Raw genomic sequence first — 25,301 nt, 5'->3', positions numbered from 1 at the left:
GTTGGCTTAGAAGCAGCCACCCTTGAAAGAGTGCGTAATAGCTCACTGGTCAAGTGATTCCGCGCCGACAATGTAGCGGGGCTCAAGCGTACCGCCGAAGTCGTGTCATTGCAGCATGAGGGCCAACGCCCGCTGTGATGGGTAGGGGAGCGTCGTGTGCCGGGTGAAGCCGCCGCGTAAGCGAGTGGTGGATGGTTCACGAGTGAGAATGCAGGCATGAGTAGCGATACAAGAGTGGGAAACTCTTGCGCCGATTGACTAAGGGTTCCTGGGTCAAGCTGATCTGCCCAGGGTAAGTCGGGACCTAAGGCGAGGCCGACAGGCGTAGTCGATGGACAACCGGTTGATATTCCGGTACCCGCTTTGAAACGCCCAGTACTGAACCGAGCGATGCTAAGGCCGTGAAGCCGCCTCTGATCTCTTCGGAGTGAGGGGGAGTGGTGGAGCCGCTGAACCGGACTTGTAGTAGGTAAGCGATGGGGTGACGCAGGAAGGTAGTCCAGCCCGGGCGGTGGTTGTCCCGGGGTAAGGGTGTAGGACGTGTGGTAGGTAAATCCGTCACACATGAAGTCTGAGACCTGATGCCGAGCCGATTGTGGTGAAGTGGATGATCCTATGCTGTCGAGAAAAGCCTCTAGCGAGTTTCATGGCGGCCCGTACCCTAAACCGACTCAGGTGGTCAGGTAGAGAATACCGAGGCGTTCGGGTGAACTATGGTTAAGGAACTCGGCAAAATGCCCCCGTAACTTCGGGAGAAGGGGGGCCACTTCTGGTGATCATCTTTACGGTGTGAGCTGGGGGTGGCCGCAGAGACCAGCGAGAAGCGACTGTTTACTAAAAACACAGGTCCGTGCGAAGCCGTAAGGCGATGTATACGGACTGACGCCTGCCCGGTGCTGGAACGTTAAGGGGACCGGTTAGTCACATTTCGGTGTGGCGAAGCTGAGAACTTAAGCGCCAGTAAACGGCGGTGGTAACTATAACCATCCTAAGGTAGCGAAATTCCTTGTCGGGTAAGTTCCGACCTGCACGAATGGCGTAACGACTTCTCGACTGTCTCAACCATAGGCCCGGTGAAATTGCACTACGAGTAAAGATGCTCGTTTCGCGCAGCAGGACGGAAAGACCCCGGGACCTTTACTATAGCTTGATATTGGTGTTCGGTTCGGCTTGTGTAGGATAGGTGGGAGACTTTGATATCGCGGCGCCAGCCGTGGTGGAGTCGTCGTTGAAATACCACTCTGGTCGTGCTGGATGTCTAACCTCGGTCCGTGATCCGGATCGGGGACAGTGTCTGGTGGGTAGTTTAACTGGGGCGGTTGCCTCCTAAAGGGTAACGGAGGCGCCCAAAGGTTCCCTCAGCCTGGTTGGCAATCAGGTGTTGAGTGTAAGTGCACAAGGGAGCTTGACTGTGAGACTGACGGGTCGAGCAGGTACGAAAGTAGGGACTAGTGATCCGGCGGTGGCTTGTGGAAGCGCCGTCGCTCAACGGATAAAAGGTACCCCGGGGATAACAGGCTGATCTTCCCCAAGAGTCCATATCGACGGGATGGTTTGGCACCTCGATGTCGGCTCGTCGCATCCTGGGGCTGGAGTCGGTCCCAAGGGTTGGGCTGTTCGCCCATTAAAGCGGTACGCGAGCTGGGTTTAGAACGTCGTGAGACAGTTCGGTCCCTATCCGCTGCGCGCGTTGGAGTCTTGAGAAGGGCTGTCCCTAGTACGAGAGGACCGGGACGGACGAACCTCTGGTGTGCCAGTTGTCCTGCCAAGGGCACGGCTGGTTGGCTACGTTCGGGAGGGATAACCGCTGAAAGCATCTAAGCGGGAAGCCTGCTTCGAGATGAGGGCTCCCACCCACTTGATGGGGTAAGGCTCCCAGTAGACGACTGGGTTGATAGGCCGGATGTGGAAGCCTCGTGAGGGGTGGAGCTGACCGGTACTAATAGGCCGAGGGCTTGTCCATGTGTGCTCGCGTCCACTGTGTAGTTCTGAAACAACCAGCAACCACACACCCCCGGTTCTTTTATGGAGCTGGGTTGGTGTGTGGTGTGTGGGACAGTTTCATAGTGTTTCGGTGGTCATAGCGTTAGGGAAACGCCCGGTTACATTCCGAACCCGGAAGCTAAGCCTTTCAGCGCCGATGGTACTGCAGGGGGGACCCTGTGGGAGAGTAGGACACCGCCGAACAAATATTGGGGCCCGGCCTCGGATCATGTATCCGAGGCCGGGCCTTTGCCATTTGTGTGCCTGGGGTAGAGTCGGCCCGCAACGTCCGCACGTACAACGGTCCGCCGGCGCGGGCCGGCACACACGTACACGCACATACAGCAGGAGGGGCCCCGGTGGAGGTCCAGGAGACACGGGTGCAAACGGATCGGATCTTCACGATCCCCAACATCCTGAGTATGGCGCGCCTGGTCGGCGTTCCGGTGTTCCTGTGGCTGATTCTGTGGCCCGAGTTCGGCGGGCCGAAGGTCGACGGCTGGGCTCTGCTGGTGCTCGCCTTCAGCGGCGTGAGCGACTACCTGGACGGCAAGCTGGCCCGGCGCTGGAATCAGATCAGCGAGCTGGGTCGGGTGCTGGACCCGGCCGCGGACCGGCTGTATGTGCTGACCACCCTGGTGGGCCTGACCTGGCGCGGCATCCTGCCGCTGTGGATCACCGTGCTGCTGCTGGCCCGTGAGGTCATGATGGCGGTGATGCTGCTGATTCTGCGGAGGCACCGCTACGGCCCACCCCAGGTGAACTTCATCGGGAAAGCGGCTACCTTCAACCTCATGTACGCCTTTCCGCTGCTGCTGTTGAGCGACGGGAGCGGATGGCTCGCGAACCTGGCGACTGTTTTCGGCTGGGCGTTCGCGGGTTGGGGTACAACCCTGTACTGGTGGGCAGGGTTCCTCTATGTGGTGCAGGTCCGGCGACTTGTCAGGGCGGACGCCACGGCTGGCTGAGTCAAGAGGAGGACGTTTCCGACATGAAGGCGGTTGTAATGGCCGGCGGCGAGGGCACACGCCTTCGCCCAATGACATCGAGCATGCCGAAACCGCTGCTGCCGGTGGTGAATCGCCCCATCATGCAGCACGTTCTCAATCTGCTCAAGCGACATGGCCTCACCGAGACAGTGGTCACGGTGCAGTTCCTCGCGTCCCTCGTGAAGAATTACTTCGGGGACGGCGAGGAAATGGGCATGGAGCTTTCCTACGCCAACGAGGAAAAACCGTTGGGGACGGCGGGCAGCGTCAAGAACGCGGAGGAGGCGCTCAAGGACGACGCCTTCCTGGTGATCTCGGGCGACGCGCTCACGGACTTCGATCTGACCGAGCTCATCGAGTTCCACAAGGAGAAGGGCGCACTGGTCACGGTGTGCCTGACCCGGGTGCCGAACCCGCTGGAGTTCGGAATCACCATCATCGACGACGACGGCAAGGTCGAGCGCTTCCTGGAGAAGCCGACCTGGGGCCAGGTCTTCTCCGACACGGTGAACACCGGCATCTACGTGATGGAGCCGGAGGTGTTCGACTACGTCGAGGCCGACGTGTCCGTCGACTGGTCCGGCGATGTCTTCCCGCAACTCATGAAGGAGGGAAAGCCGGTCTACGGCTTTGTCGCCGAGGGTTACTGGGAGGACGTCGGCACGCACGAGAGCTACGTGAAGGCCCAGGCGGACGTCCTGGAGGGCAAGGTCGACGTCGACATCGACGGCTTCGAGATCTCGCCCGGCGTGTGGGTCGCCGAAGGCGCGGAGGTCCACCCCGACGCGATACTGCGCGGACCGCTCTACATCGGCGACTACGCGAAGGTGGAGGCCGGCGCGGAGATCCGCGAGCACAGCGTCATCGGCTCCAACGTCGTGGTGAAGACCGGGGCGTTCCTGCACAAGGCGGTGATCGCGGACAACGTGTACGTCGGTCCGCAGACGAACCTGCGCGGCTGCGTCATCGGGAAGAACACCGACGTGATGCGCGCCGCCCGGATCGACGAGGGCGCGGTCATCGGCGACGAGTGCCTGATCGGCGAGGAGTCGATCATCGCGGGCACCGTCCGGGTGTACCCGTTCAAGACCGTCGAGGCGGGCGCGTTCGTCAACACCTCGGTGATCTGGGAGTCCCGCGGCCAGGCGCACCTGTTCGGCGCCCGCGGCGTCTCCGGCATCCTGAACGTGGAGATCACCCCGGAGCTGGCGGTACGACTCGCGGGCGCGTACGCGACGACGCTGAAGAAGGGCGCGACGGTCACCACGGCGCGCGACCACTCCCGTGGCGCTCGCGCGCTGAAGCGGGCGGTGATCTCGGCGCTCCAGGCCAGCGCGATCGACGTCCGCGACCTGGAGAACGTGCCGATGCCGGTGGCCCGGCAGCAGACCGCGCGCGGCAGCGCGGGCGGCATCATGATCAGGACCAGTCCGGGGCGGCCCGACTCGCTGGACATCATGTTCTTCGACGAGCGCGGCGCCGACCTGTCCGGGGCGGGGCAGCGCAAGCTCGACCGGGTGTTCTCGCGTCAGGAGTACCGCAGGGCGTTCCCGGGCGAGATCGGTGACCTGACCTTCCCCGCGACGGTCTTCGACTCGTACACCGGCGCGCTGCTGCGGGCCGTGGACATCACCGGGATCGCCGACGCCGGGCTGAAGGTCGTGGTGGACGCGGCCAACGGCAGTGCGGGCCTGGTGCTGCCGAGCCTGCTCGGCCGGCTGGGCGTGGACGCGCTGACCATCAACCCCGGTCTCGACGAGGCGCGGCCGACCGAGACCGAGCAGAGCCGCCGGGCCGGGCTGGTCCGGCTCGGCGAGATCGTCTCCTCGGCGCGGGCCGCGTTCGGGGTGCGGTTCGACCCTGTCGGCGAGCGGATGTCGCTGGTCGACGAGCGGGGCCGGATCGTGGAGGACGACCGGGCGCTGCTGGTGCTGCTCGACCTCGTCGCGGCGGAGCGGCGCAGCGGCCGGGTGGCGCTGCCGGTGACCACGACCCGGATCGGCGAGCAGGTCGCCGCGTACCACGGCACCCAGGTGACGTGGACGACCACGTCGCCGGACGACCTGACCAGGGTCGGCCGGGAAGAGGGCACGATCTTCGGCGGCGACGGGCGCGGCGGCTACATCGTGCCCGAGTTCAGCAGCGTCTTCGACGGTTCGGCGGCGTTCGTACGGCTGATCGGCCTGGTCGCCAGGACGCAGCTCACGCTGAGCCAGATCGACGCCCGTATCCCCAAGGCGCATGTGCTGAAGCGGGATGTGCCGACGCCGTGGGCGGTGAAGGGCTCGGTGATGCGCCGGGTGGTCGAGGAGGCAGGCGACCGGTCGGTGGACACCACCGACGGTGTGCGGGTGGTGGAGTCCGACGGCCGGTGGGTGATGGTGCTGCCCGACCCCGCCGAGGCCGTCACGCACCTGTGGGCCGAGGGTCCCGACGACGCCTCCGCGCAGGCACTGCTGGACGAGTGGTCCGAGGTGGTGGAGAGCGCCGGCCGCTGATCCGCGGACGGCCGGGTGGATTCGTCGACTCGTCGTTTCGTCGATCCACCGCTGAACGGCGGTCCGGCCGCGGCCGGACCGCCGTTCGCCGGTTGCCGGCCGGACACCGACCGGTCGTGGACCGACCACCGACCGGTCGCCGACCGATCAAGTGTCGGTCGGCGACCGGTCGGCAAACGATCGGTTGCCGACAGAATCCGCCGTGCTACCCGCCGGAATCGGTCGCACCGGGCGAACCGCGCGTCGGGAGGGGCCCGTTCGGGAGCGGGCGTCCCGACGTGCGACGATGTGCGGCATGCCGCAGCAGCCACCCGAACGGAGCAGCCCCGCGCCCGGGGCCGCTCCGCGACGCCTGGACGCGTCCATGTCGCTGCTGACGAACATCATGGAGCACAGCCTCGACGACGGTTACGCGGAGGCCGCGGCCCGGCGCGGGCAGGTCGGTACCTCGCGGCTGCCGAAGGCGCTGGGCGGCAAGTTGGGGCTGGCGGCCGGGCTGGTGCTCGCCGCGCTCGTGGTGACGCTCGGTGCGGCCCAGGCGCGGGTCTCGGCGCCCACCGTGGCCAAGGAGCGGCAGAACCTCATCGACCGTATCCAGACCGAGACCAAGAGCGCCGACGCCCTGCAGAAGAACGTCGACTCGCTGCGGGACACCGTCTCCGCGGAGCAGCAGGCCGCGCTCAAGCAGCCCGGTGGAGACGGCGATCGCCTCGTCGAACTGCTCGCCGCCGCCACACCGGTGCACGGCCCGGGGGTCAAGCTGGTCGTCAATGACGCCAAGGAAGCCTCTGAAGGGGGCACTGGCGGCCCGCGGGAGAGCAGTGGCTTCTCCGACACCGGGCGGGTCCGCGACCGCGACATGCAGCAAGTGGTGAACGGTCTGTGGGCCTCCGGCGCCGAGGCGATCTCGGTCAACGGCGAGCGGCTGACGGCGCTGTCGGCGATCCGGGCCGCGGGGGACGCCATACTGGTCGACAACAAGCCGCTGGTGCCGCCGTACACGGTGCTGGCGATCGGGGACGGGAAGCGGTTGAGCACGGCATTCCAGAACAGCGCCGACGGGGAGTACCTGCACGTGTTGGTGACGAACTACGGCATCAGGTCGAGCATCGGCGTGCAGAGCGATCTCCGACTGCCCGCCGCGCCCTCGCTGATCCTGCGGTACGCCACACCCGACGTGCCCACGACGCCACCGAAGACGCCGTCGAACGGGAAGGGTTGAGAAGTGATCGCCGTACTTGGCCTCGTCGTGGGGGTCGTGGTCGGACTCGTGGTGCGCCCGGTGGTGCCCTCGGGCGTCGAGCCGTATCTGCCGATCGCCGTCGTGGCCGCGCTCGACGCCGTCTTCGGCGGGCTGCGGGCCATGCTCGACGGGATCTTCGACGACAAGGTCTTCGTGGTCTCCTTCCTGTCCAACGTGGTGGTGGCCGCGTTGATCGTCTTCCTGGGCGACAAGCTCGGCGTCGGCGCGCAGTTGTCCACCGGCGTGGTGGTCGTCCTCGGTATCCGGATCTTCTCCAACGCCGCCGCCATCCGCCGTCACGTCTTCCGGGCGTGACGAACGGATGAGCAACGAGCACAAGCACCGGCATGAGCCCGAGCACGGGCACGAGCGTGGGCGCCACGACGAGCACGCACCCGGGCCCGAGCACGCACCCGAGCCCGAGCACGCACCCGAGCCCGAGCGTGATCACCGACCCGAGCGTGATCCGGAGCGCGCGCACGACGACGGCTTCGCGCCCGCGCAGGAGCACGAGGACGGCTCGGAGCCCGCGACCGCACCGCGGACCGGGCGGCAGCGGCTGGTGGCCGGAGTGTGGCCGCCGCGGCTGACCCGCGCGCAACTCATCGTCGCGGTACTGCTGTTCGTGCTGGGCCTCGGCCTGGCCATCCAGGTGCGCACCACCAGTGACGACAACAACACGTTGCGCGGGGCGCGTCAGGAGGACCTGGTCCGTATCCTCACCGAACTGGACAACCGCGGCCAGCGGCTCCAGGACGAGAAACACGGCCTGGAGAACCAGCGCAGCGAGTTGGAGACCAGTTCGGACCAGGCCGCGGAGGCGCTCAAGCAGACGCAGGAGAAGGCCCGGCAACTCGGCGTGCTGGCCGGCACGGTGGCCGCCCAGGGCCCGGGGATCACGTTGACGGTCAAGGACCCGCACGGCCAGGTCGCGGCGGACTCGCTGCTGGACACCGTCCAGGAGCTGCGCGCGGCGGGCGCCGAGGCGATCCAGGTCAACAACGTGCGCGTCGTCAGCGACACTTATTTCACCGACGGAGCCAACTCCGTGCTCGTTGACGGGCACCGATTGGCCCAACCGTACGTCTTCAAAGTCATCGGCAACCCGCCCGATCTGGAGCCCGCGTTGAACATCCCCGGTGGGGTGGTGCAGACGTTGGAGAAGGAGCAGGCGAGTGCCGGCGTGGTCAGGTCGCAGAAGATCGTCGTGGACGCCTTGCGGCCGTCGAAGCAGCCTGACTACGCTCGGTCATCCCAATGAGGCGGGGGGTCGGGGACCTGGCCGGGTGCTGAGTGGTGGAAACTGTGAGTAGTGAGAGTTCGTCCTGCCCCACGGGCGGGTCTGCTTCTTTCAAGGGGAATCGCCCGTGAAGTTGTTTGGGAAGTTGTTCGGCAAGAGCGCCCGCCAGTCGGGCGACCCGGCCACGGCACGCCACCGCGCGCCGCGGAGCGGGGCGGAGGATGCGCGGGACGCCGGCCAGGGGGCCGAGCGTCCGCTGTTCCGCGCGGAGTCGCCGCAGCAAGGCGGCGAGATTCCGGGCGCGCCCGGCGTGGCGCCTGTTGACCACGGTTCGGCCCCCCGCATAGGTTTCGGGGAACCGTCGGCCTCGGACACGGGTGGTGAGCACGGCGTGCTGGTCTGCGGCAGGTGCGGGCACCGGAACGCGGAGGCGAGTCGCTTCTGCAACAACTGCGGCGCGCCGTTGCGCGGGACGCAGGGAGGCGCGCCCTTCGAGCGCCCCTCGGAGACCACTTCGACCATCTCGATCTCCAGCATCGAGGCGTACGAAGCCGAGGCGACCGGTCAGACCCCGATGCCGTCGCTCTCCCCGGAGGCGCAGGCCGCGGTGGCCGCGCTGCCCCCGGGGTCGGCACTGCTGGTGGTGCGGCGGGGGCCGAACTCCGGCAGCCGCTTCCTGCTGGACGGCGAGCTGACCACCGCCGGCCGGCATCCGCAGAGCGACATCTTCCTGGACGACGTGACCGTCTCCCGCCGCCATGTCGAGTTCCGGCGCGGCGCCGACGGCGTGTTCACCGTCTCCGACGTGGGCAGCCTCAACGGCACCTACGTCAACCGGGAGCGGATCGACGCGGTGCAGCTGTCCAATGGCGACGAGGTGCAGATCGGCAAGTACCGACTGGTCTTCTACGCGAGCCAGGCGGGCGTCTGACCCTCCCGCCGCCTGGTCCCAGGGAAGGTGTGCATGCCGCGAACGTCGGGCGGTGCCGGTGACGGCACCGCCATCGTCTCCGCCGGAGGGGACGGCGCCCTGCTGAGCATCGGCGCGGTGCTGTCCCGGCTGCGGGACGAGTTCCCCGAGGTCACCATCTCCAAGATCCGCTTCCTGGAGGCGGAGGGGCTGGTGGAGCCGCAGCGCACCCCCTCGGGGTACCGGAAGTTCGGTGCGGCCGACGTCGACCGGCTCGCGTACGTCCTGCGGGTGCAGCGCGACCACTACCTGCCCCTGCGGGTGATCCGCGAGCACCTGGACGCCAGGGACCGTGGCGAGCCGGTCGCGCTGCCCCGCCCCGGCGAGTCCCGTGAGGCGCTGGACGGCTCCCTGGAGCCCGAGGAGCCCGCGCGGATGCGGATCGGCCGGGACGAGCTGCTGGCCGCCACCGGGGCCGACAGCGACGCTCTCGCGCAGTGGGAGTCGTACGGCCTGGTGGAGGCCGACGCCGACGGCGGCTACGAGGCCGACGCGGTGAGCGTCGGCCGGCTGATCGTGGACCTCGGCCGGTTCGGTCTCGAGCCGCGCCATCTGCGCGCGGTGAAGGCGGCCGCCGACCGGGAGGCCGGCCTGGTCGAGCAGGTGGTGGCGCCGCTGCGCCGGCACCGCAACCCGCAGACGCGGATACACGCCGAGGCCACCGCGCGGGAGCTGGCCACGCTGTCGGTGCGGTTGCACGCGGCGATGCTGCAGTCCGCGCTGCGGGTCCGGCTGGACTGACATCGAATCCGGCGGAATCCGGCGTCCGGATCACCGCCGGAATTCGGCCGGATTGTGGCCGGAACCGCTGCCGGGAGCGGCATCCGCGGGGTTGTCCGGCCCTTCGCGGCCCTCCCCGGTGAGCCGCGTGGCGGCACCTGGCGGCTGCCCGACTACCCAAACCCGGCGGGCACGGCCTAGGGTTGCTGTGTGAACGAGCTCGACGTTGTGGGTGTCCGGGTCGAAATGCCCTCCAACCAACCGATCGTGCTCCTGCGTGAAGTGGGAGGCGACCGGTACCTGCCCATCTGGATCGGGCCGGGAGAGGCGACGGCCATCGCCTTCGCGCAGCAGGGCATGACGCCTGCGCGACCGCTGACTCACGACCTCTTCAAGGACGTGCTCGAGGCGGTGGGACAGACGCTGACGGAGGTGCGTATCACCGACATGAGGGAAGGCGTGTTCTACGCGGAGCTGGTCTTCGCCGGCGGGGTCGAGGTCAGTGCCCGCCCGTCCGACGCCATAGCGCTCGCGCTGCGCACCGGGACGCCGATCTACGGCAGCGACGGTGTGCTGGACGACGCGGGGATCGCGATCCCGGACGAGCAGGAGGACGAAGTGGAGAAGTTCCGCGAGTTCCTCGACCAGATCTCGCCCGAGGACTTCGGGACCAGCAACCAGTAGCCGGCCGGAAACGCCCGGAAAGGCCGTCGGAGCCGTTCCGGGCGGAGTGTCCCGGCCTGCCCCCGATCGGGAGTTGGCGGGGCAATGTTGCCGCCATGTGGCCATTCGGAATTCCGTTCCCGCTCTGCGATCAGATCAAACCACTCCTGGGGTGAATTTCACTCGGCGTGCCGAGCGTGGCGATCGTTGACGCACGTGTGACGACTGCCTACCGTCAGGAGGGAAAGTCCGGTGGCACGTGCGCGCGGCCAGCGGACGCGAAGGGACGGAGGGCGTCGTGAGAAGTACCGGCGACGGTTTGGCGACCGGCGGCCCGTATCCGGCCCGAGGGGCGCTCGCCCCGGCCGCGGTGGGTGCCGACGGCGGCCCACCTGCCGAGACGCCGTCCGAGCAGATCGGCTACCGGGGTCCGGCGGCCTGCGCCGCGACCGGCATCACCTACCGCCAGCTCGACTACTGGGCCAGGACCGGCCTGGTCGAGCCGAGCGTGCGACCCGCGTACGGCTCGGGCACCCAGCGGCTGTACGGATTCTCCGACGTCGTGGTGCTCAAGATCGTCAAGCGGCTGCTCGACACCGGCGTCTCCCTGCAGAACATCCGCACCGCCGTCCAGCATCTGCGCTCGGTCGGCCCGGGCGAGCTGGCCCGGATGACGCTGATGAGCGACGGCGCCACCGTCTACGAATGCACCTCGCCCGACGAAGTGGTCCAACTGCTCCAGGGCGGCCAGGGCATCTTCGGCATCGCGGTCGGCGTGGTCTGGCGCGACGTGGAGACCGCGCTGTCCGAGATGCACGGCGAGCGCGTGGACACCGGCGAGACCCTGGTCGGCCACAACCCGGCCGACGAACTGGCCCGGCGCCGCAACAAGGCGGTCTGAGCGCGGCCCGGCGCACTTCGCGCGCACCTCGCATCGCGTGTCGTGCGGTGTGGTGCCGTGCCAGGCCGCGCGGCGCTGTGCGGTGGCTCGCTCCGCCGCCGGGCCGCGGCTGCGACCCGCCGTCGCCGTACACATGTACGGCCGATGTCGGTGGGATGCGGGACGCTTGGACGTGTGAGAAGTGCGCCGACGATCCTCCACCTGGACATGGACGCGTTCTTCGCCGCGGTCGAGCAGGCGTCCAAGCCGAGCCTGCGGGGCAAGCCGGTGGTGGTCGGCGGCCTCGGACCCCGCGGCGTGGTGTCGACCGCGTCCTACGAGGCGCGCGTGCACGGCGTCCACTCCGCCATGGCGATGGCGCACGCCCGCCGGCTCGCCCCCAACGCGGCGTATCTCGCGCCGAGGTTCGGCATCTACCGGCAGGTCAGCGAGATCGTGATGGCGCTGCTCCGCGAGGCGTCACCGCTGATAGAGCCGCTGAGCGTCGACGAGGCGTTCGTCGACCTGGAAGCCGGTGAGCACGCCGACGACCCGCGGGCGGTGGCCCGGGGCCTGCGCGCCGACATCAAGGCCGCCACCGGCCTGACCGCCTCCGTCGGGCTGGCCGGCTCCAAGCTGCTCGCCAAGATCGCCTCGGAGAAGGCCAAGCCCGACGGCCTGGTGGTGGTCGAACCCGGCACCGAGCAGGCGCTGCTCGACCCGATGCCGGTGCGCACCCTGCCGGGGGTCGGACCCGCCACGGCCGAGCATCTGCGCAGGGCCGGCATCCTCACCGTCGCCGAGATCGCCCAGGCCGGCGAGGGGGAGCTGGTCCGGCTGCTCGGCAAGGCGCATGGCGCGGGCCTGCACGCGATGGCCGCCGGTGTCGACAACCGCCCGGTGGTCGCCGACCGCGACGTCAAGTCCATCTCGGTCGAGGACACCTTCGACAGCGACCTGACCGACCGCGCCCATGTGCGGTACGAGATCGACCGGCTCGCCGAGCGCTGCGTGCAGCGGCTGCGCGGCGCGGGCCGCTCCGGGCGCACCGTCGTGGTGAAGGTCCGGCGGTACGACTTCTCCACGCTCACCCGCTCCGAGACGCTGCGCGCCCCCACCGACGACCCGGCCGTGGTGCGCGAGACCGCCCGCCGGCTCGCCGAGGCCGTCGACACCACCGGTGGCGTACGGCTGCTCGGGGTGGGCGTCGCCGGGCTCGCCGACTTCACCCAGGAGGACCTGTTCGCCCAGGCCGCGGGCGAGCGGGCGCTGAACGGCGACTCGGCGGAGGACGACGCCCCGCCGCCGCTGCCCAGCAGCCCCCCGCCGGCCCCCGAGCGGGCGAACCGCTGGCTGCCGGGCCATGACGTCACCCACGCCACGTACGGTGCCGGGTGGGTGCAGGGCAGCGGGGTCGGCCGGGTGACCGTGCGCTTCGAGGTGCCCTCGGACGCCGTGCCGGGCCGGGTGCGCACCTTCCCCGTGGACGATCCGGAACTCAGTTCCAGCGATCCGCTGCCGCTGGCTGCCCAGCGGATGCCCGCGGACCCGGACGACCCGCCGCCGGCCGGTCCGCCCGCAGGTCCGGACGCTGGTCCGCCGGCAGACCGGCCGGCGGTCCCGCCCGTGGACGCGGCCAGCGACCCGCCCGCCGATCCGGCTCAGTCGTCGTCGGCCAGCTCGCCGAAGTCCCCGGAAGGCGCCGGCTCCGCCCCCGACCGCGGCACGTCCATGCCGTAGTGGTGGTAGAGCTGCAACTCCTGCTCGGGCGAGAGGTGCCGGCCCACGCCGAAGTCCGGCGCGTCCTTGATCAGCGCCTTCTCGTACGGCACCCGCAGCTTGTCGCCGTCCAGCTCGCTCGGGCCGAGCGGCACGAAGGCGTCCCGGGTGAACAGGCCGGTGCGCACCGCCGCCCATTCCGGCGTGCCGGTCGCGTCGTCGAGGTAGACCTCGTCCACCGTGCCGATCCTCGTCCCGTCACGGTCGAAGGCGCGGCGGCCGATCAGGCTGCGCGGATCGATGTCGGTCTGCACGGTCCCTCCAACGAGTCCAACCAACCCCAGGCCCGCCGTCGTACGACGGCTGCTGACTCCTACCCAAAGCCACAACAGGGGCGGTGTCGACTCGGCACCTGTTCCGATCCGTGTTCGGATCACGCTGGTAGGCTGGCAGAAGGCCGTTGACCCCGTGCGGGAGAGTCCTCCAAGAACCCGTCTGCTGGCGGGTGGCGGAAGGCGCCGAAGGAGCAAATCCTCCCCGGAATCTCTCAGGCATCCGTACCGCTCGGGTGAGGTCACTCTGGAAAGCAGGACCTGTCCCGGAAGCAGCGCGGCCGCCGGGCGCGTCCTCACCGACGGTGAAAGCCGCCCTGTGGGCCGGGGCGGTGAAGCTCTCAGGTTCTGATGACAGAGGGGGAGGCCGTACGGGTGCCTTGGCGGCACCCCCGAAGGTCGTTGCAGACCAGGAGGCCCCCGAAGATGAGTGACCGCCGCAATTCCCTCGCCGAGCTGGAAGCCGGCCGGCCGTTCGCCCGCCGCCACATCGGCCCCGACGCCGAGGCGCAGGCCAAGATGCTCGCCCAGGTCGGCTACGGCTCGCTGGACGAACTGACGGGCGCCGCCGTACCCGAGACCATCAAGAGCACCGAGGCGCTCGGTCTGCCCGCCGCCGTCACGGAGGCCGAGGCGCTCGCCGAGCTGCGCGCGCTCGCCGACCGCAACCAGGTGCTCACGCCGATGATCGGCCTGGGCTACTACGGCACCTTCACCCCGCCGGTCATCCTGCGCAACGTGCTGGAGAACCCGGCCTGGTACACCGCCTACACCCCGTACCAGCCGGAGATCTCCCAGGGCCGGCTCGAAGCGCTGCTGAACTTCCAGACCGTCGTCGCCGACCTCACCGGCCTGCCCACCTCCGGGGCCTCCCTGCTGGACGAGGGCACCGCGGCCGCCGAGGCGATGGCGCTGTCCCGCCGGGTCGGCAAGGTCAAGAACGGCGTCTTCCTGGTCGACGCCGACACCTTCCCGCAGACCCTCGCGGTGATCCGGACCCGCGCCGAACCGACCGGCGTCGAGGTCGTCACCGCCGACCTGTCGGCCGGCATCCCCGCCGACGTCGCCGAGCGCGGCGTCACCGGCGTGCTGCTGCAGTACCCCGGCGCCTCGGGCGCCGTCCGCGACCTGCGGCCGGTCATCGAGCAGGCGCACGACCTCGGCGCGATCGTCACCGTGGCCGCCGACCTGCTCGCGCTCACCCTGCTCACCTCGCCCGGCGACCTCGGCGCGGACATCGCGGTCGGCACCACCCAGCGGTTCGGCGTCCCGATGGCCTTCGGCGGCCCGCACGCCGGCTACATGGCCGTCCGCGACTCCTACGCCCGCAACCTGCCCGGCCGGCTCGTCGGCGTCTCGGTCGACGCCGACGGCGACACCGCCTTCCGGCTGGCGCTCCAGACCCGCGAGCAGCACATCCGCCGGGAGAAGGCCACCAGCAACATCTGCACCGCCCAGGTGCTGCTCGCCGTGATGGCCGGCATGTACGCCGTCTACCACGGGCCCGACGGGCTGGCCGCCATCGCGCGCCGCACCCACCGCTACGCCGCGGTGCTCGCCGCGGGCCTGCGCGCGGCCGGCGTCGAGCTCGTCGAGGACGCGTACTTCGACACGCTGACCGCCCACGTGCCCGGCCGGGCCGCCGAGGTCGTGGCCGCCGCGCGCGCCGCCGGCGTCAACCTGCGGCTGACCGACGCCGACCACGTCGGCATCGCCTGCGACGAGACCACCGACCGCGCCGCGCTCAGCTCGGTGCTCGCCGCCTTCGGCGCCACCGGCGACATCGACGCGCTCGACGCCGCCGCCCCCGACGCGCTGCCCGACGCCCTGCTGCGCACCGACGACTACCTCACCCACCCGGTCTTCCACCAGCACCGCAGCGAGACCTCGATGCTGCGCTACCTGCGCCGGCTCGCCGACCGCGACTACGCCCTGGACCGCGGCATGATCCCGCTGGGCTCGTGCACCATGAAGCTCAACGCGACCACCGAGATGGAGCCGGTCACCTGGCCGGAGTTCGGCGCCCTGCACCCCTTCGCGCCCGCCGACCAGGCCGAGGGCTACCTCAGCCTGATCCACGGCCTGGAGGACCAGCTCGCCGAGATCACCGGCTACGACAAGGTCAGCCTCCAGCCCAACGCCGGGTCGCAGGGCGAACTGGCCGGCCTGCTCGCGGTGCGCGCCTACCACCGGGCCAACGGCGACCTGGACCGTACGGTCTGCCTGATCCCGTCCTCCGCGCACGGCACCAACGCCGCCAGCGCGGTGATGGCCGGGATGACCGTGGTCGTGGTGAAGACCAGCCAGGACGGCGACGTCGACGTCGCCGACCTGCGCGCGAAGATCGAGCAGTACCGCGACCGGCTCGCCGTGCTGATGGTCACCTACCCCTCCACGCACGGCGTGTTCGAGGAGCACATCACCGACGTCTGCGCGGCCGTGCACGACGCCGGTGGCCAGGTCTACGTCGACGGTGCCAACCTCAACGCGCTGGTCGGCCTGGCCCGCCCGGGCCGGTTCGGCGCCGACGTGTCCCACCTGAACCTGCACAAGACGTTCTGCATCCCGCACGGCGGCGGCGGCCCCGGCGTCGGCCCGGTCGCGGTCCGCGCCCACCTGGCCCCGCACCTGCCCAACCACCCGCTCCAGCCCGAGGCCGGCCCCGCCACCGGTGTCGGCCCGGTCTCGGCCGCGCCCTGGGGCTCGGCGGGGATTCTCCCGATCTCCTGGACCTACGTCCGGCTGATGGGCGGCGAGGGGCTGAAGCAGGCCAGCCAGATCGCCGTGCTGAGCGCCAACTACGTCGCCAAGCGGCTGGAGCCGCACTACCCGGTGCTCTACACCGGCCCCGGCGGCCTGGTCGCGCACGAGTGCATCATCGACCTGCGGCCGCTGACCAAGGACACCGGTGTCAGCGTCGACGACGTCGCCAAGCGGCTGATCGACTACGGCTTCCACGCGCCGACGATGTCCTTCCCGGTGGCCGGCACCCTGATGATCGAGCCCACCGAGAGCGAGGACCTCGCCGAACTGGACCGGTTCTGCGAGGCGATGATCGCGATCCGCGCCGAGATCGACCGCGTCGGCTCCGGCGCGTGGCCCGCCGACGACAACCCGCTGCGCTCGGCCCCGCACACCGCGGCCGCGCTCAGCGGCGACTGGAGCCACCCGTACAGCCGTGAGGAGGCCGTCTTCCCGGCCGGCGTGCACCCCGCGGACAAGTACTGGCCGCCGGTACGCCGGATCGATGGGGCGTTCGGCGACCGCAACCTGGTCTGCTCCTGCCCGCCGCTGGACGCGTACGAGAGCTGATCGGCGCGCGGCGACGCGCAGGCGGGGCGGCGGCGCCTCCCGACCGGGAAACGGCCGGGAGGCGCCGCCGTGTGTCCGCAACCGGCCGAGTGGATGGCGCGTCTTGCACCAATGAGTAGCGCGAACGTGAAATACCTGCGGAATGCCGTCCGGGGAGCAAGACTGGGACCGGCCGCGCGAGAACGGGGGACCGAGATGAACCAGGCAGGCGACGCGACCGACCGCACCATTCACCTCTCGCAGCGAAAGACACCATTGACCATGTGCAAGCACGAGCCGCAGTGCCCTACCGCTGACAGCGCCGACCGTGAGGCCGCCCTCATCGTGGCCCACCACCCGGAGCAGGGCTGGAGCCTGCTGTGCAACGGGGTGCTGCTCTTCGAGGACACCGGCGAGATCCTGCCCGACGGGCAGATCATCGCACCGCATCGGCCGCTGGTCGCTACGCGCGTCACCACGGCCGCCTGAGCCGCCCGGCGAGGCGTCCGAGGCGTTCCACGGATCGTCCGACGAGGCGTCGGACCGGCCGTCCGGCGCATGACACAGCCGGTTCCCCTGAGCCTCGGTGCCCAGGAGAACCGGCTTCGCTCATGCCGGGCCGCCGGATACGGCCTCTGCGCCCTATGCGGCCTGCACGGCCCGCACTGCCTACGCCGGGGAGCCGGCCAGCGGCGGCGGGGCCAGCCACGCGCTCAGCAGCGGCGCGAGCTCCACGATCCGGTACACCCGGTGCGAGGCGATCCCCGGCGGCGCGGGCGCCAGCGGGATGACCAGGTCGGCCGGGTCCGGCTGGGCGGTGGCCGCGTCGGCCCTCGGCACCGAGTGCAGCCACAGCGCCATCATGTACAGGCTCGGCACCGACAGCAGGTGCGGCTGGTAGGTGGCCGGCAGCGGCTCCGCCTGGCGCAGCGCCCGCTCGGTCGAGGCCAGGTAGGGGCCTTCGGAGAAGCGCGAGAACACCCAGCCGTCAGGTGTCGCCACGGTCTCGCCCGCCGCGGCCACCCGGGACCCCGCCCTGATATGGAACCGCCAGCCGGCCAGCCGCGCGTGGGGCAGGCCACCGGGAACCGCCGCCGGTTCGAACACATGGACCGGCAGGGGGTGTTCGGCGTCCAGCGGCCCTTCCGCGGTGCGCAGGGCGGGGGTCCGGGCTTCCAGGACCGCAGTGGGAGAACTGAGCGCCGCCAGGACGCTCAACAGGGCTGGTGCGGGTGCTGGGGGGACAAGCAGCGGCATGGTGTTGTCGCCTCTCACTGGGAGACACGTGGTGCGGGCACAAAGCGGTGCGGGCGAGGAGCGGACGGCGCGGTCAGTACCTGGTGAGGGTTACTGCTCAAGCTCGCCCGGCGACGGCGGATACTCTGCCTCGTGCGCGGAGTTTATACGACGTGTGTTCGCTCCGTGTTTCATCTACTCGCTGCCAGTATTACCCGCAAGGCGGTTATCCGCCTTCTTCCCGAGGGGTCCGGCCGGCATTCCCGCAGGGTAGGGGGCGGATGCCGCTGATTTCCGCCCCGTACGGTCGGCCGGAACCGTGCGGTGGTATTCACCCCGATTTTACGCGGGAGCCCTGCGCCGAATGTGCCGCGGGAACATGCCCGCTGCCGGTCACTACGGCAAGCGTAGCGTGCACGCCGTGCTCCGGTGGGCGTTATCGATCATTTGGGTGGGCATCCTCCGGTGAGGACCGCGCGAGGAGGGACGCTTCGATGGGGGAGAAGGTCGTGGCCGGGGCGTTCGACCTGGCCGACCGGCGGATGTATCGGAACAAGCTCCAGCAGTGCCTGGTGGGGCTGGAGAGGCTGTTGGCGGAGCGGCGCTTCGACCGGCCGCGCAATCTCATGGGTCTGGAGATCGAATTGAATCTCGCGGATTCCGAGGGACTGCCCCGCATGATGAACGAAGAGGTGCTGGAGCGCATCGCGAGCCGCGATTTCCAGACCGAGCTGGCCCAGTTCAATATTGAAGTGAACATCGCGCCGCACCCGCTTTCCGGCCGGGTGCTCGACCGGCTCGCCGAGGAACTGCGCACCGGGCTCGGCTACGCCGACCGGATGGCCGGGGAGGTCGGCGCCGGCATCGTGATGGTGGGAATCCTGCCCACCCTCCAGGCCCAGGACCTGGTCTCGGCGAACCTCTCCCGCGCCGACCGCTACACCCTGCTCAACGAGCGGATTCTCGCCATGCGCGGCGAGGACATCACCCTCGACATCGAAGGCGTCGAGCACCTCGTCTACACCTCCGCCTCGATCGCGCCCGAGGCGGCCTGCACCTCCACGCAGATGCACCTCCAGGTCACCCCGGAGCGCTTCGCCCCGGCGTGGAACGCCGCCCAGGTGGTCTCCGCGCCGCAGGTGGCGGTCGGCGCGAACTCGCCGTTCCTCTTCGGCCGCGAGCTGTGGCGCGAGACCCGCCCGCTGCTCTTCCAGCAGGCCACCGACACCCGCCCGCAGGAGCTGCGGGCCCAGGGCGTACGGCCGTTGACCTGGTTCGGCGAGCGGTGGATCGACTCGGTGGCCGACCTGTTCGCGGAGAACCTGCGCTACTTCCCGCCGCTGCTGCCGATCTGCGACGACGAGGACCCGCTGCGGGTGCTCGACGAGGGCGGGGTGCCCCAGCTGCGCGAACTGGCCCTGCACAACGGCACGATCTACCGCTGGAACCGCCCGGTCTACCAAGTCGTCGACGGGGTGCCGCACTTGCGGGTGGAGAACCGGGTGATGCCGGCCGGGCCCACCGTCGCCGACGTCATCGCCAACACGGCGTTCTACTACGGCCTGGTCCGCGCGCTCGCCGAGGCGCCGCGGCCGATCTGGCAGCGGCTGCCGTTCGGCGCCGCCGCCGCGAACTTCGACGCCGCCTGCCGCGACGGCATCGACGCCGTGCTGCACTGGCCGCGCCCGCGCGGCACCGCGCTCGCCCAGGTCGCCGCGGCCGACCTGATCCGCGACGAACTCCTGCCGCTGGCCGCCGCCGGACTCGACGGCTGGGGCATCGACCCCGTCGACCGCGACCACTACCTCGGCATCATCGAACAGCGCTGCCGGCTCCGTACCAACGGCGCCCGCTGGCAGGCCGACGCCTTCCACCACTTCCTCGGCCGCGGCCTGGACCGCCGGGCCGCGCTCGCCGCCATGACGCAGCGCTACCGCGCCCTGTCCACCGAGGGCGCCCCGGTCCACACCTGGCCGATGCCCGGCTGAGCCGCGCCGCCCCCCGACGGCCCGGGCGCGGTGGCGCATTACCCTTCGATCGAGCGGCGGATTCGATCAAGGGGGCGGTCAGGTGCCGAACGAAGCGACGGAACCGAACGGCCCGGACGTACTCGACGCGGCGGGCGCGACGGACGTGTCGGACGTGCTGGACGGGCTGGACGAGTTCTGCGCGCGGGCGCTGGCCGACCACTCCTGCGCGTCGCTCTCCCTCGCCGTCGTGGCACGCGACGAGGTCGTGCTCGCCCGCGCCTACGGTCATGCGGACGTCGCCGCCCGGCGGCCGGCCACCCCCGAGACCGTCTACGGGCTGGCCTCCGTCACCAAGGCGGTCACCGCCACGGCCGTCTGCCTGGCCGCCGACGAGGGCCTGCTGGACCTCGACGCCCCGATCCCCGGCGACTACCCGTGGACGGCGCCCACCCCGCGCCAACTGCTGCGGCACCGCGGCGGGTTCCCGGCGTTCTACAACTTCCACTACGACGCCGGGCCGCTGCCGATCGACATCGCCCGCTACCGCACCCTCGTCCGCGAGCCGGGCACCGGATTCGAGTACTCCAACCTCGGCTACGCCGAACTGGGCCGGGTGCTGGAGTCGGCGACCGGCCGGAGCGAGGGCGACTACCTGCGCGAGCGGATCTTCGCACCGCTGGGCCTGGACACTTTCGGCTACGGGCCCGCCTACACCGGCTCGGCGCCCGTCGCCGAGCGCTACTCCGCCGGCGGGGAGGCGTACCCGACCTGCTTCAGCGACCACCCCGCGGCCGGGGCCGGCTGGGCGAGCGCCGCCGACGTGGCACTCTTCGCCCGGACGGCCACCCGTCTGCTGCGACCCGCCACTGCCGCGGCGATGCACGACGCGGTGCCGATCGGCGAGCACCTGGGCTACGGGTTCGGCCGGGTCGTCTCGCACGGCCCCGGGCCGGTCGTCCGCAGCCACGGCGGCGGCATGGGCGGGATCGCCGCGATGATGATCGACCTGCCCGAGCGGGAGATCTCGGTCGCGGTGCTGGCCAACTCCACCCGCAAGGCGGCCCGGGACGCCGTCGTCCTGCGCCTGATGGGCATCCTGGCGCCCGGCTTCCCCCACGAGCACCTCGTCCCGGTCACCGATCAGGGCCGCCCGATGACGCTCGCGCCGGGGGAGTGGGCGGGCGAGGTCAACACTCCGCAGGGCGGCGTCACGCTGCGGATCAGCGTCCTCGCCGACCGCCAGGTGGAGATCCGGCTGGCCGGCGGCGCGCCGGTCACCGTTCCGGCCGGCGCCTCCGAGCAGTGGGACCTGTGCGCGAGCGCGCCGCTGCAACTGCCCACCGACGACGCCCGGGTCAACAGCCCGCACCTGGCCCTCGCGCTGCGGGCCGGGCCCGAGCGGCTGGAGGGCCGGGCCGTGGCGTACAAGAACGGCGACCTGGAAGGACGGCTGGGCGCGTACCTGGTGCACCCGTGCGTGCTGCGCGCCGTCTGAGCGCGGAGCCGGGGCGGGCGGCGCCGCGCGGCGAGTCGGCGCGCTTCGGGCTGGTCAACGGGGCGACAGCCAGGTTCGTGGCGTAGGCTCGCGCGGCGCACACCGTGCGGGCGGCCGTGGCGGTGCGGCGGTAGGGCGGCGGGCGGGATCTTCGTATCGTGTCCGCGACGACACGGGAGGACCGCGTGCAGGCAGAGGCACAGGCACAGGCCGGGCAGCCGGAGCAGCGGCAGTTGCCGTTCGAGGAGCGGACGCTGCGCAGCGAGACGCTGATCGTGCTGGCACTGTCGCTCGGTGCCAGCGGGGTGTCCGCGGTGATCAGCTTCATCGGCTCGGTGACGCGGCCGGGCGCGCTGAAGAACCAGGCCGCGACGCTGGTCGGTTCGCAGGCCCCCGGCCGCCCCTGGCTCGACCTGGCCTGGCAGGTCTTCTCGATCGCCACCGCGCTGGCCCCGGTCGCGCTGGTCGCGCACCTGCTGGCGCGCGAGCGGGTCGGGATGCCCGCGATCGGCTTCGACCTCACCCGGCCGCGCCGGGACCTGGCCTGGGGCGCGCTGGTCGCCGCGGTGATCGGCGGCACCGGGCTGGCCTTCTACCTGGGCGCGCGGGGCGCCGGGTTCAACCTCACGGTGGTGCCCGAGTCGCTGCCGGACGTGTGGTGGCGCATCCCGGTGCTGATCGCCTCCGCGGTGCAGAACGCGGTCCTCGAAGAAGTCATCGTGGTCGGCTATCTGCTGCGCCGGCTCGACCAGTTGAAGTGGTCGCCGATCGCCGCGCTCGCCGCCAGTGCGGTGCTGCGCGGGTCGTACCACCTGTACCAGGGCATCGGCGGCATGGTCGGCAACATGGCGATGGGCGTGGTGTTCGTGCTGCTCTACCGCCGGTGGGGCCGGGTCGGCCCGCTGGTGGCCGCGCACTCGCTCATCGACACGGTCGCCTTCGTCGGGTACGCGCTGCTCGCCGGGAAGGTGGGCTGGCTGCCCACCGGGTGAGCGCCACCGCCCCGGCGCCCCACTGCCCCGCCGTGACGCGCGCGGCTGTGACGCGCGTGGCTGTGGCGCACCCGGTTTCGGCGTCCACGAATGTGACGTACGCGCCCGTGACGTACGTGCGCGCGTGTCACGGCACCGCGTGCAGCTCGCCGTCCACCACGGTCACGGCCGCGCCGGTCAGTTCGACCCGGTCGTCCCGCAGCCGGGTCGCGACGAGCCCGCCGCGGGCCGACGCCTGGTATCCGGTCAGCGCGTCGCGGCCCAGCCGGGCCGACCAGAACGGCGCGAGGGCGGTGTGCGCGCTGCCGGTGACCGGGTCCTCGTCGATGCCGACCGCCGGGAAGAAGCCGCGCGAGACGAAGTCGTAGCCGCCGGCCGGGTCGGCGGCGGCCGCGGTGGCGATCACCCCGCGCCGGGACAGCGCGGCCAGGGCCTTGAAGTCCGGGGCGAGCGCGCGGACCGCCGCCTCGTCGGCCACTTCCACCAGCAGGTCGCCGCAGTCCGGGCCGGTGTCCAGCACGGTCAGCGGCTCGGCGCCGAGCGCCGCGGCGAGGCCGGCCGGCGCCTTCTCCGGGGTGAGCGGCGCGGCCGGGAAGTCCAGGGTGATCGTGCCGTCGCCGTCGGCCGTCGCCGCCAGCACCCCGGCCTTGGTACGGAAACCGACGGTGCCCTGCGCCTCCCCGGTGGTACGCAGCACATGCGCGGTGGCGAGGGTGGCGTGCCCGCACAGCCGCACCTCGGTGGCGGGGGTGAACCAGCGCAGCGCCCAGGTCGCGCCGTCGTCGCCGCCCGGGGGAAGCGGATGCGCGAACGCCGTCTCGGAGAGGTTCAGCTCGGCGGCGACCCGCTGGAGCCAGCCGTCGGAGGGGAAGCCGTCCGCCCCGAGCAGCAGCACGCCCGCCGGGTTTCCGGTGAACGGGCGGTCGGTGAACGCGTCGACGATTCGGATACGCATGCCGAGAGGGTACGGGAGCGCGGCCACGGGCAGCAGCGGGCGGGAAGACGATCGGGCGGTGATCGGGCCGGGTGGCGTAAGGCCAGGTCCGGCAGGGTTCGTAGCCGCACACCGCAGCCGCCGCCCCTGCTGTGCGCCGGTGTCGTAGGGGAGCGGTCACACCGCGGGGCGGCGGGGGTGGAGGCAGCCGGGCCTGTGTGTCCCGGCTGCCGGGGTTCAGGCGTGCTGCGGGACCTCGTCCTTGAGCATGCCGCGGATCTGCTCGCGCATCTCCGGGCTGTCGTCGTGGCCGTGCACGGACACCGCGTGTTCGGTCGCGGCGCGGACGACCTCGTCCTCCTCGCCGGAAATGGCGAGGGTGCAGTTCGACTCGCTCGGGAAGTCACGGCAGTCGGCTACTTTGCGCATCGTGTACCTCCTCACTGTCCAGGATAGATCCGCCGTCCGAGCGATGTCCGGTGGCGCGGTGGCAGTGGTGGCGGTGGACGGCCCGCGAGGGAACGCGGCAGTCGACGGAACGCAGCCGGCCGCACGCAGTTGACGGGGCGCACCTGACGGGGCGCACTTGACGGGGCGCTTTGCAAAGGGGCAGCTTCTGCACAGTGACCGAGGAGAAGCCCGTACCCGCGTCCATACCGCCGCCTGCTCTGCCCGCCCCGCCCGAGCCGCGGGGGGAGAGGCCGCGCGCGCCCGAGCAGCTGCCTGTTCACCCCGTGCGCGTCGCCCTGCTCGACCTGCTCGCCGACGGCGGCACGGTGACGTCCACCGAGGCGGCCGCGCGGCTCGGCGAGAGTTCCGGACTGTGCTCCTTCCATCTGCGGCAGCTCGCCCGGCACGGGCTGATCGAGGAGGCGCCGCACTCCGGCGGCCGGGCCCGGCCGTGGCGGTTGCGCTGGGAGCGGCCGCGGGAGCCCGAGCCCGTACCGGACGAACCCGCGCGGAGCGACGAGTTCGGCGTACTCGCCCGCGGGCTGGAGGACGAGAGCCACCGGCGCTGGCTGGCCCAGCGCGACCAGGCGCCGCGGGAGTGGCGGGCGGACGAGGCGTTCAGCACCGTCGTGCACCTCACCCCGCAGGAGTCGCGGGCCGTCGCCGCGGCGGTACGGGCGACGCTCGACGGCTACCGGCACCGGGACCACGACGTCCTGGCGCGCCCGGCCGACGCGCGCCCGGTGGCGTTCGTCAGCCGGCTGTTCCCGCTGCTGCCCGGGGCTTCGGACGCTGAGCGGTGAAGCCGCCGGCACCGGGCGCGGAGGGCGCCACGGTAAGGGAGCTGCTCCGCTACCCGGTGAAGTCGATGCTGGGCGAGGCGGTCGTCGCGGCCGACGTGACCGAGCGCGGGCTGCCGTACGACCGTCAACTCGCCCTGCTGCACCGGGAGACCGGCAAGGTCGCCAGCGCGAAGAACCCGAGGATGTGGCGGCGGCTGCTCAAGCTCACCGCCCACGCCACGCCGGCGGCGGTACGGATCGGGCTCCCGGACGGCAAGGCGGTGTGGAGCACCGACGCCGACGTGGACGAGCGGCTCTCCGCGCTTCTCGACCAGCCGGTGGCCCTGACCGGGCGGCCGCCCGCCGACGCCGAACTCGACCGGGCGCGCCCCGAGGAGGTGCTGCGCGACGGCGTCCGCGCGGAGGTCGCGGTGGAAGTGGGCCGGCTGGGCGGCGCCGCACCCGAGGGCACCTTCTTCGACTTCGCCCCGCTGCACCTGATCACGTCGTCGACGCTGCGGCGGATCGCCGAGTCCAGCCCGCGCGGCACGGTGGAGGTGGAGCGCTACCGGCCGAACGTCGTCATCGACACCGCGGGCTCCGGGTTCGTCGAGAACGACTGGGTCGGCCACGACCTGCGGATCGGCGCCCGGCTCACGCTGCGCGTCATCGCCCGCAGCCCGCGCTGCGCGATCCCCACCCTGGAGCACGGCACGCTGCCGCGTGACCCCGACGCCCTGCGGGTGCCGGCCGCCCACAACCGCGTGCCACCGACGGACGAGTTCGACCCGCAGCCCTGCGCCGGCGTCTACGCGCGGGTGCTGCGCCCGGGCCGGATCGCGGTCGGCGACCGCCTCACCGTCCTGCCGACCGCCGCAGATCCCGAGGGCGGGCCCTAGCGATCACAGTGGCGA

At 70.9% G+C, this 25,301-nt stretch carries 21 protein-coding genes, 2 rRNA genes and 2 riboswitches (1 of these 25 running past the window's edge); of the genes, 19 read left to right on the top strand and 4 right to left on the bottom strand.

The features are described from left to right. The 12 genes from OG896_RS03410 to OG896_RS03355 all read left to right on the top strand — a co-directional run. A 23S ribosomal RNA gene (locus tag OG896_RS03410) occupies nucleotides 1–1,963 on the top strand; it begins 1,162 nt to the left of the window's first position. Nucleotides 1,964–2,070: 107 nt separating this feature from the next. Further along, nucleotides 2,071–2,187: ribosomal RNA gene (gene rrf, locus OG896_RS03405) — 5S ribosomal RNA — on the top strand. A gap of 155 nt (nucleotides 2,188–2,342) precedes the next feature. Next, on the top strand, nucleotides 2,343–2,951 hold the full coding sequence (locus OG896_RS03400) for a CDP-alcohol phosphatidyltransferase family protein (protein WP_329362237.1): 609 nt from the start codon (nucleotides 2,343–2,345) through the stop codon (nucleotides 2,949–2,951). Between the two features lie 23 nt (nucleotides 2,952–2,974). Continuing rightward, a complete protein-coding gene (locus OG896_RS03395) occupies nucleotides 2,975–5,470 on the top strand; it encodes a mannose-1-phosphate guanyltransferase (protein ID WP_328472483.1) in 2,496 nt (831 codons plus the stop codon). 286 nt (nucleotides 5,471–5,756) lie between these two features. Continuing rightward, complete coding sequence (locus OG896_RS03390; protein WP_329362234.1) at nucleotides 5,757–6,692, top strand: DUF881 domain-containing protein; 936 nt, start codon at nucleotides 5,757–5,759, stop codon at nucleotides 6,690–6,692. A 3-nt stretch (nucleotides 6,693–6,695) separates the two neighbouring features. After that, complete coding sequence (locus OG896_RS03385; RefSeq protein WP_202237672.1) at nucleotides 6,696–7,028, top strand: small basic family protein; 333 nt, start codon at nucleotides 6,696–6,698, stop codon at nucleotides 7,026–7,028. 7 nt (nucleotides 7,029–7,035) lie between these two features. Beyond that, entirely contained in the window at nucleotides 7,036–7,974 is a 939-nt protein-coding gene (locus OG896_RS03380) for a DUF881 domain-containing protein (RefSeq protein WP_329362232.1), read from the top strand. A 64-nt stretch (nucleotides 7,975–8,038) separates the two neighbouring features. Then, entirely contained in the window at nucleotides 8,039–8,884 is an 846-nt protein-coding gene (locus OG896_RS03375) for an FHA domain-containing protein (RefSeq protein ID WP_329373649.1), read from the top strand. A gap of 33 nt (nucleotides 8,885–8,917) precedes the next feature. Further along, on the top strand, nucleotides 8,918–9,664 hold the full coding sequence (ftsR, locus tag OG896_RS03370; RefSeq protein ID WP_329362230.1) for a transcriptional regulator FtsR: 747 nt from the start codon (nucleotides 8,918–8,920) through the stop codon (nucleotides 9,662–9,664). A gap of 189 nt (nucleotides 9,665–9,853) precedes the next feature. Next, entirely contained in the window at nucleotides 9,854–10,327 is a 474-nt protein-coding gene (locus OG896_RS03365) for a bifunctional nuclease family protein (RefSeq protein ID WP_328472493.1), read from the top strand. 277 nt (nucleotides 10,328–10,604) lie between these two features. After that, nucleotides 10,605–11,207, top strand: a complete 603-nt coding sequence (locus OG896_RS03360) for a MerR family transcriptional regulator (RefSeq protein ID WP_328472495.1) — start codon at nucleotides 10,605–10,607, stop codon at nucleotides 11,205–11,207. 174 nt (nucleotides 11,208–11,381) lie between these two features. Next, a complete protein-coding gene (locus tag OG896_RS03355; protein WP_329362228.1) occupies nucleotides 11,382–12,926 on the top strand; it encodes a DNA polymerase IV in 1,545 nt (514 codons plus the stop codon). On the opposite strand, the gene OG896_RS03350 is transcribed toward OG896_RS03355, so the two are convergent. Continuing rightward, nucleotides 12,848–13,219, bottom strand: coding sequence for a PRC-barrel domain-containing protein (locus tag OG896_RS03350; RefSeq protein ID WP_329362226.1), 372 nt, complete (start codon nucleotides 13,217–13,219; stop codon nucleotides 12,848–12,850). The genes OG896_RS03355 and OG896_RS03350 overlap by 79 nt on opposite strands. Nucleotides 13,220–13,366: 147 nt before the next feature. Then, nucleotides 13,367–13,478, top strand: a riboswitch (glycine riboswitch). Next, nucleotides 13,479–13,605: riboswitch (glycine riboswitch) on the top strand. A gap of 58 nt (nucleotides 13,606–13,663) precedes the next feature. On the opposite strand from OG896_RS03350, the gene gcvP reads away from it, so the two are divergent. Together gcvP and OG896_RS03340 are read left to right on the top strand one after the other, a co-directional pair. Beyond that, a complete protein-coding gene (gcvP, locus tag OG896_RS03345) occupies nucleotides 13,664–16,549 on the top strand; it encodes an aminomethyl-transferring glycine dehydrogenase (protein ID WP_329362224.1) in 2,886 nt (961 codons plus the stop codon). 261 nt (nucleotides 16,550–16,810) lie between these two features. Then, nucleotides 16,811–17,017 (top strand): DUF5999 family protein, encoded by a 207-nt coding sequence (locus OG896_RS03340; RefSeq protein WP_328472503.1) that lies wholly within the window; start codon nucleotides 16,811–16,813, stop codon nucleotides 17,015–17,017. 180 nt (nucleotides 17,018–17,197) lie between these two features. Here OG896_RS03340 and OG896_RS03335 read toward each other — a convergent pair whose 3' ends face one another. Beyond that, nucleotides 17,198–17,785: a hypothetical protein gene (locus OG896_RS03335; protein ID WP_328472506.1), complete on the bottom strand. Its 588-nt coding sequence runs from the start codon at nucleotides 17,783–17,785 to the stop codon at nucleotides 17,198–17,200. Nucleotides 17,786–18,258: 473 nt separating this feature from the next. Between OG896_RS03335 and OG896_RS03330 the strand changes: the two genes are divergently transcribed. From OG896_RS03330 to OG896_RS03320, 3 genes are all read left to right on the top strand, one after another. Beyond that, a complete protein-coding gene (locus OG896_RS03330) occupies nucleotides 18,259–19,752 on the top strand; it encodes a glutamate--cysteine ligase (protein WP_329362223.1) in 1,494 nt (497 codons plus the stop codon). An 82-nt stretch (nucleotides 19,753–19,834) separates the two neighbouring features. Continuing rightward, nucleotides 19,835–21,229 (top strand): serine hydrolase domain-containing protein, encoded by a 1,395-nt coding sequence (locus tag OG896_RS03325; RefSeq protein WP_329362221.1) that lies wholly within the window; start codon nucleotides 19,835–19,837, stop codon nucleotides 21,227–21,229. A 185-nt stretch (nucleotides 21,230–21,414) separates the two neighbouring features. Beyond that, entirely contained in the window at nucleotides 21,415–22,221 is an 807-nt protein-coding gene (locus OG896_RS03320; RefSeq protein ID WP_402451995.1) for a CPBP family intramembrane glutamic endopeptidase, read from the top strand. 127 nt (nucleotides 22,222–22,348) lie between these two features. Here OG896_RS03320 and OG896_RS03315 read toward each other — a convergent pair whose 3' ends face one another. Together OG896_RS03315 and OG896_RS03310 are read right to left on the bottom strand one after the other, a co-directional pair. After that, on the bottom strand, nucleotides 22,349–23,176 hold the full coding sequence (locus OG896_RS03315) for a PhzF family phenazine biosynthesis protein (RefSeq protein ID WP_328472512.1): 828 nt from the start codon (nucleotides 23,174–23,176) through the stop codon (nucleotides 22,349–22,351). 216 nt (nucleotides 23,177–23,392) lie between these two features. Next, nucleotides 23,393–23,584, bottom strand: coding sequence for a DUF1059 domain-containing protein (locus OG896_RS03310; protein ID WP_328472514.1), 192 nt, complete (start codon nucleotides 23,582–23,584; stop codon nucleotides 23,393–23,395). A 305-nt stretch (nucleotides 23,585–23,889) separates the two neighbouring features. On the opposite strand from OG896_RS03310, the gene OG896_RS03305 reads away from it, so the two are divergent. After that, nucleotides 23,890–24,408 (top strand): ArsR/SmtB family transcription factor, encoded by a 519-nt coding sequence (locus OG896_RS03305; RefSeq protein WP_443056919.1) that lies wholly within the window; start codon nucleotides 23,890–23,892, stop codon nucleotides 24,406–24,408. Continuing rightward, nucleotides 24,405–25,286 carry an MOSC domain-containing protein gene (locus OG896_RS03300; RefSeq protein WP_329362217.1) on the top strand — a complete coding sequence of 294 codons (882 nt, stop codon included), beginning with the start codon at nucleotides 24,405–24,407 and terminating at the stop codon, nucleotides 25,284–25,286. The genes OG896_RS03305 and OG896_RS03300 overlap by 4 nt, the downstream gene beginning before the upstream one ends. Nucleotides 25,287–25,301 lie beyond the last annotated feature (15 nt).

Source organism: Streptomyces sp. NBC_00669 (assembly GCF_036226785.1).
Taxonomy (GTDB): Bacteria; Actinomycetota; Actinomycetes; order Streptomycetales; family Streptomycetaceae; genus Actinacidiphila.
The sequence above is the reverse complement of the archived record's forward strand: the minus strand, read 5'-3'. Positions and strand labels throughout refer to the sequence as shown.

What these genes read in the sequence shown, in the direction of transcription:
- ftsR (WP_329362230.1), top strand. Translation starts at nt 8,918, where the DNA reads ATGCCGCGAACGTCGGGCGGTGCCGGTGACGGCACCGCCATCGTCTCC.
- OG896_RS03315 (WP_328472512.1), bottom strand. Translation starts at nt 23,176, where the DNA reads ATGCGTATCCGAATCGTCGACGCGTTCACCGACCGCCCGTTCACCGGA.
- OG896_RS03395 (WP_328472483.1), top strand. Translation starts at nt 2,975, where the DNA reads ATGAAGGCGGTTGTAATGGCCGGCGGCGAGGGCACACGCCTTCGCCCA.
- OG896_RS03330 (WP_329362223.1), top strand. Translation starts at nt 18,259, where the DNA reads ATGGGGGAGAAGGTCGTGGCCGGGGCGTTCGACCTGGCCGACCGGCGG.
- OG896_RS03335 (WP_328472506.1), bottom strand. Translation starts at nt 17,785, where the DNA reads ATGCCGCTGCTTGTCCCCCCAGCACCCGCACCAGCCCTGTTGAGCGTC.
- OG896_RS03390 (WP_329362234.1), top strand. Translation starts at nt 5,757, where the DNA reads ATGTGCGGCATGCCGCAGCAGCCACCCGAACGGAGCAGCCCCGCGCCC.
- OG896_RS03310 (WP_328472514.1), bottom strand. Translation starts at nt 23,584, where the DNA reads ATGCGCAAAGTAGCCGACTGCCGTGACTTCCCGAGCGAGTCGAACTGC.
- gcvP (WP_329362224.1), top strand. Translation starts at nt 13,664, where the DNA reads ATGAGTGACCGCCGCAATTCCCTCGCCGAGCTGGAAGCCGGCCGGCCG.
- OG896_RS03380 (WP_329362232.1), top strand. Translation starts at nt 7,036, where the DNA reads ATGAGCAACGAGCACAAGCACCGGCATGAGCCCGAGCACGGGCACGAG.
- OG896_RS03340 (WP_328472503.1), top strand. Translation starts at nt 16,811, where the DNA reads ATGTGCAAGCACGAGCCGCAGTGCCCTACCGCTGACAGCGCCGACCGT.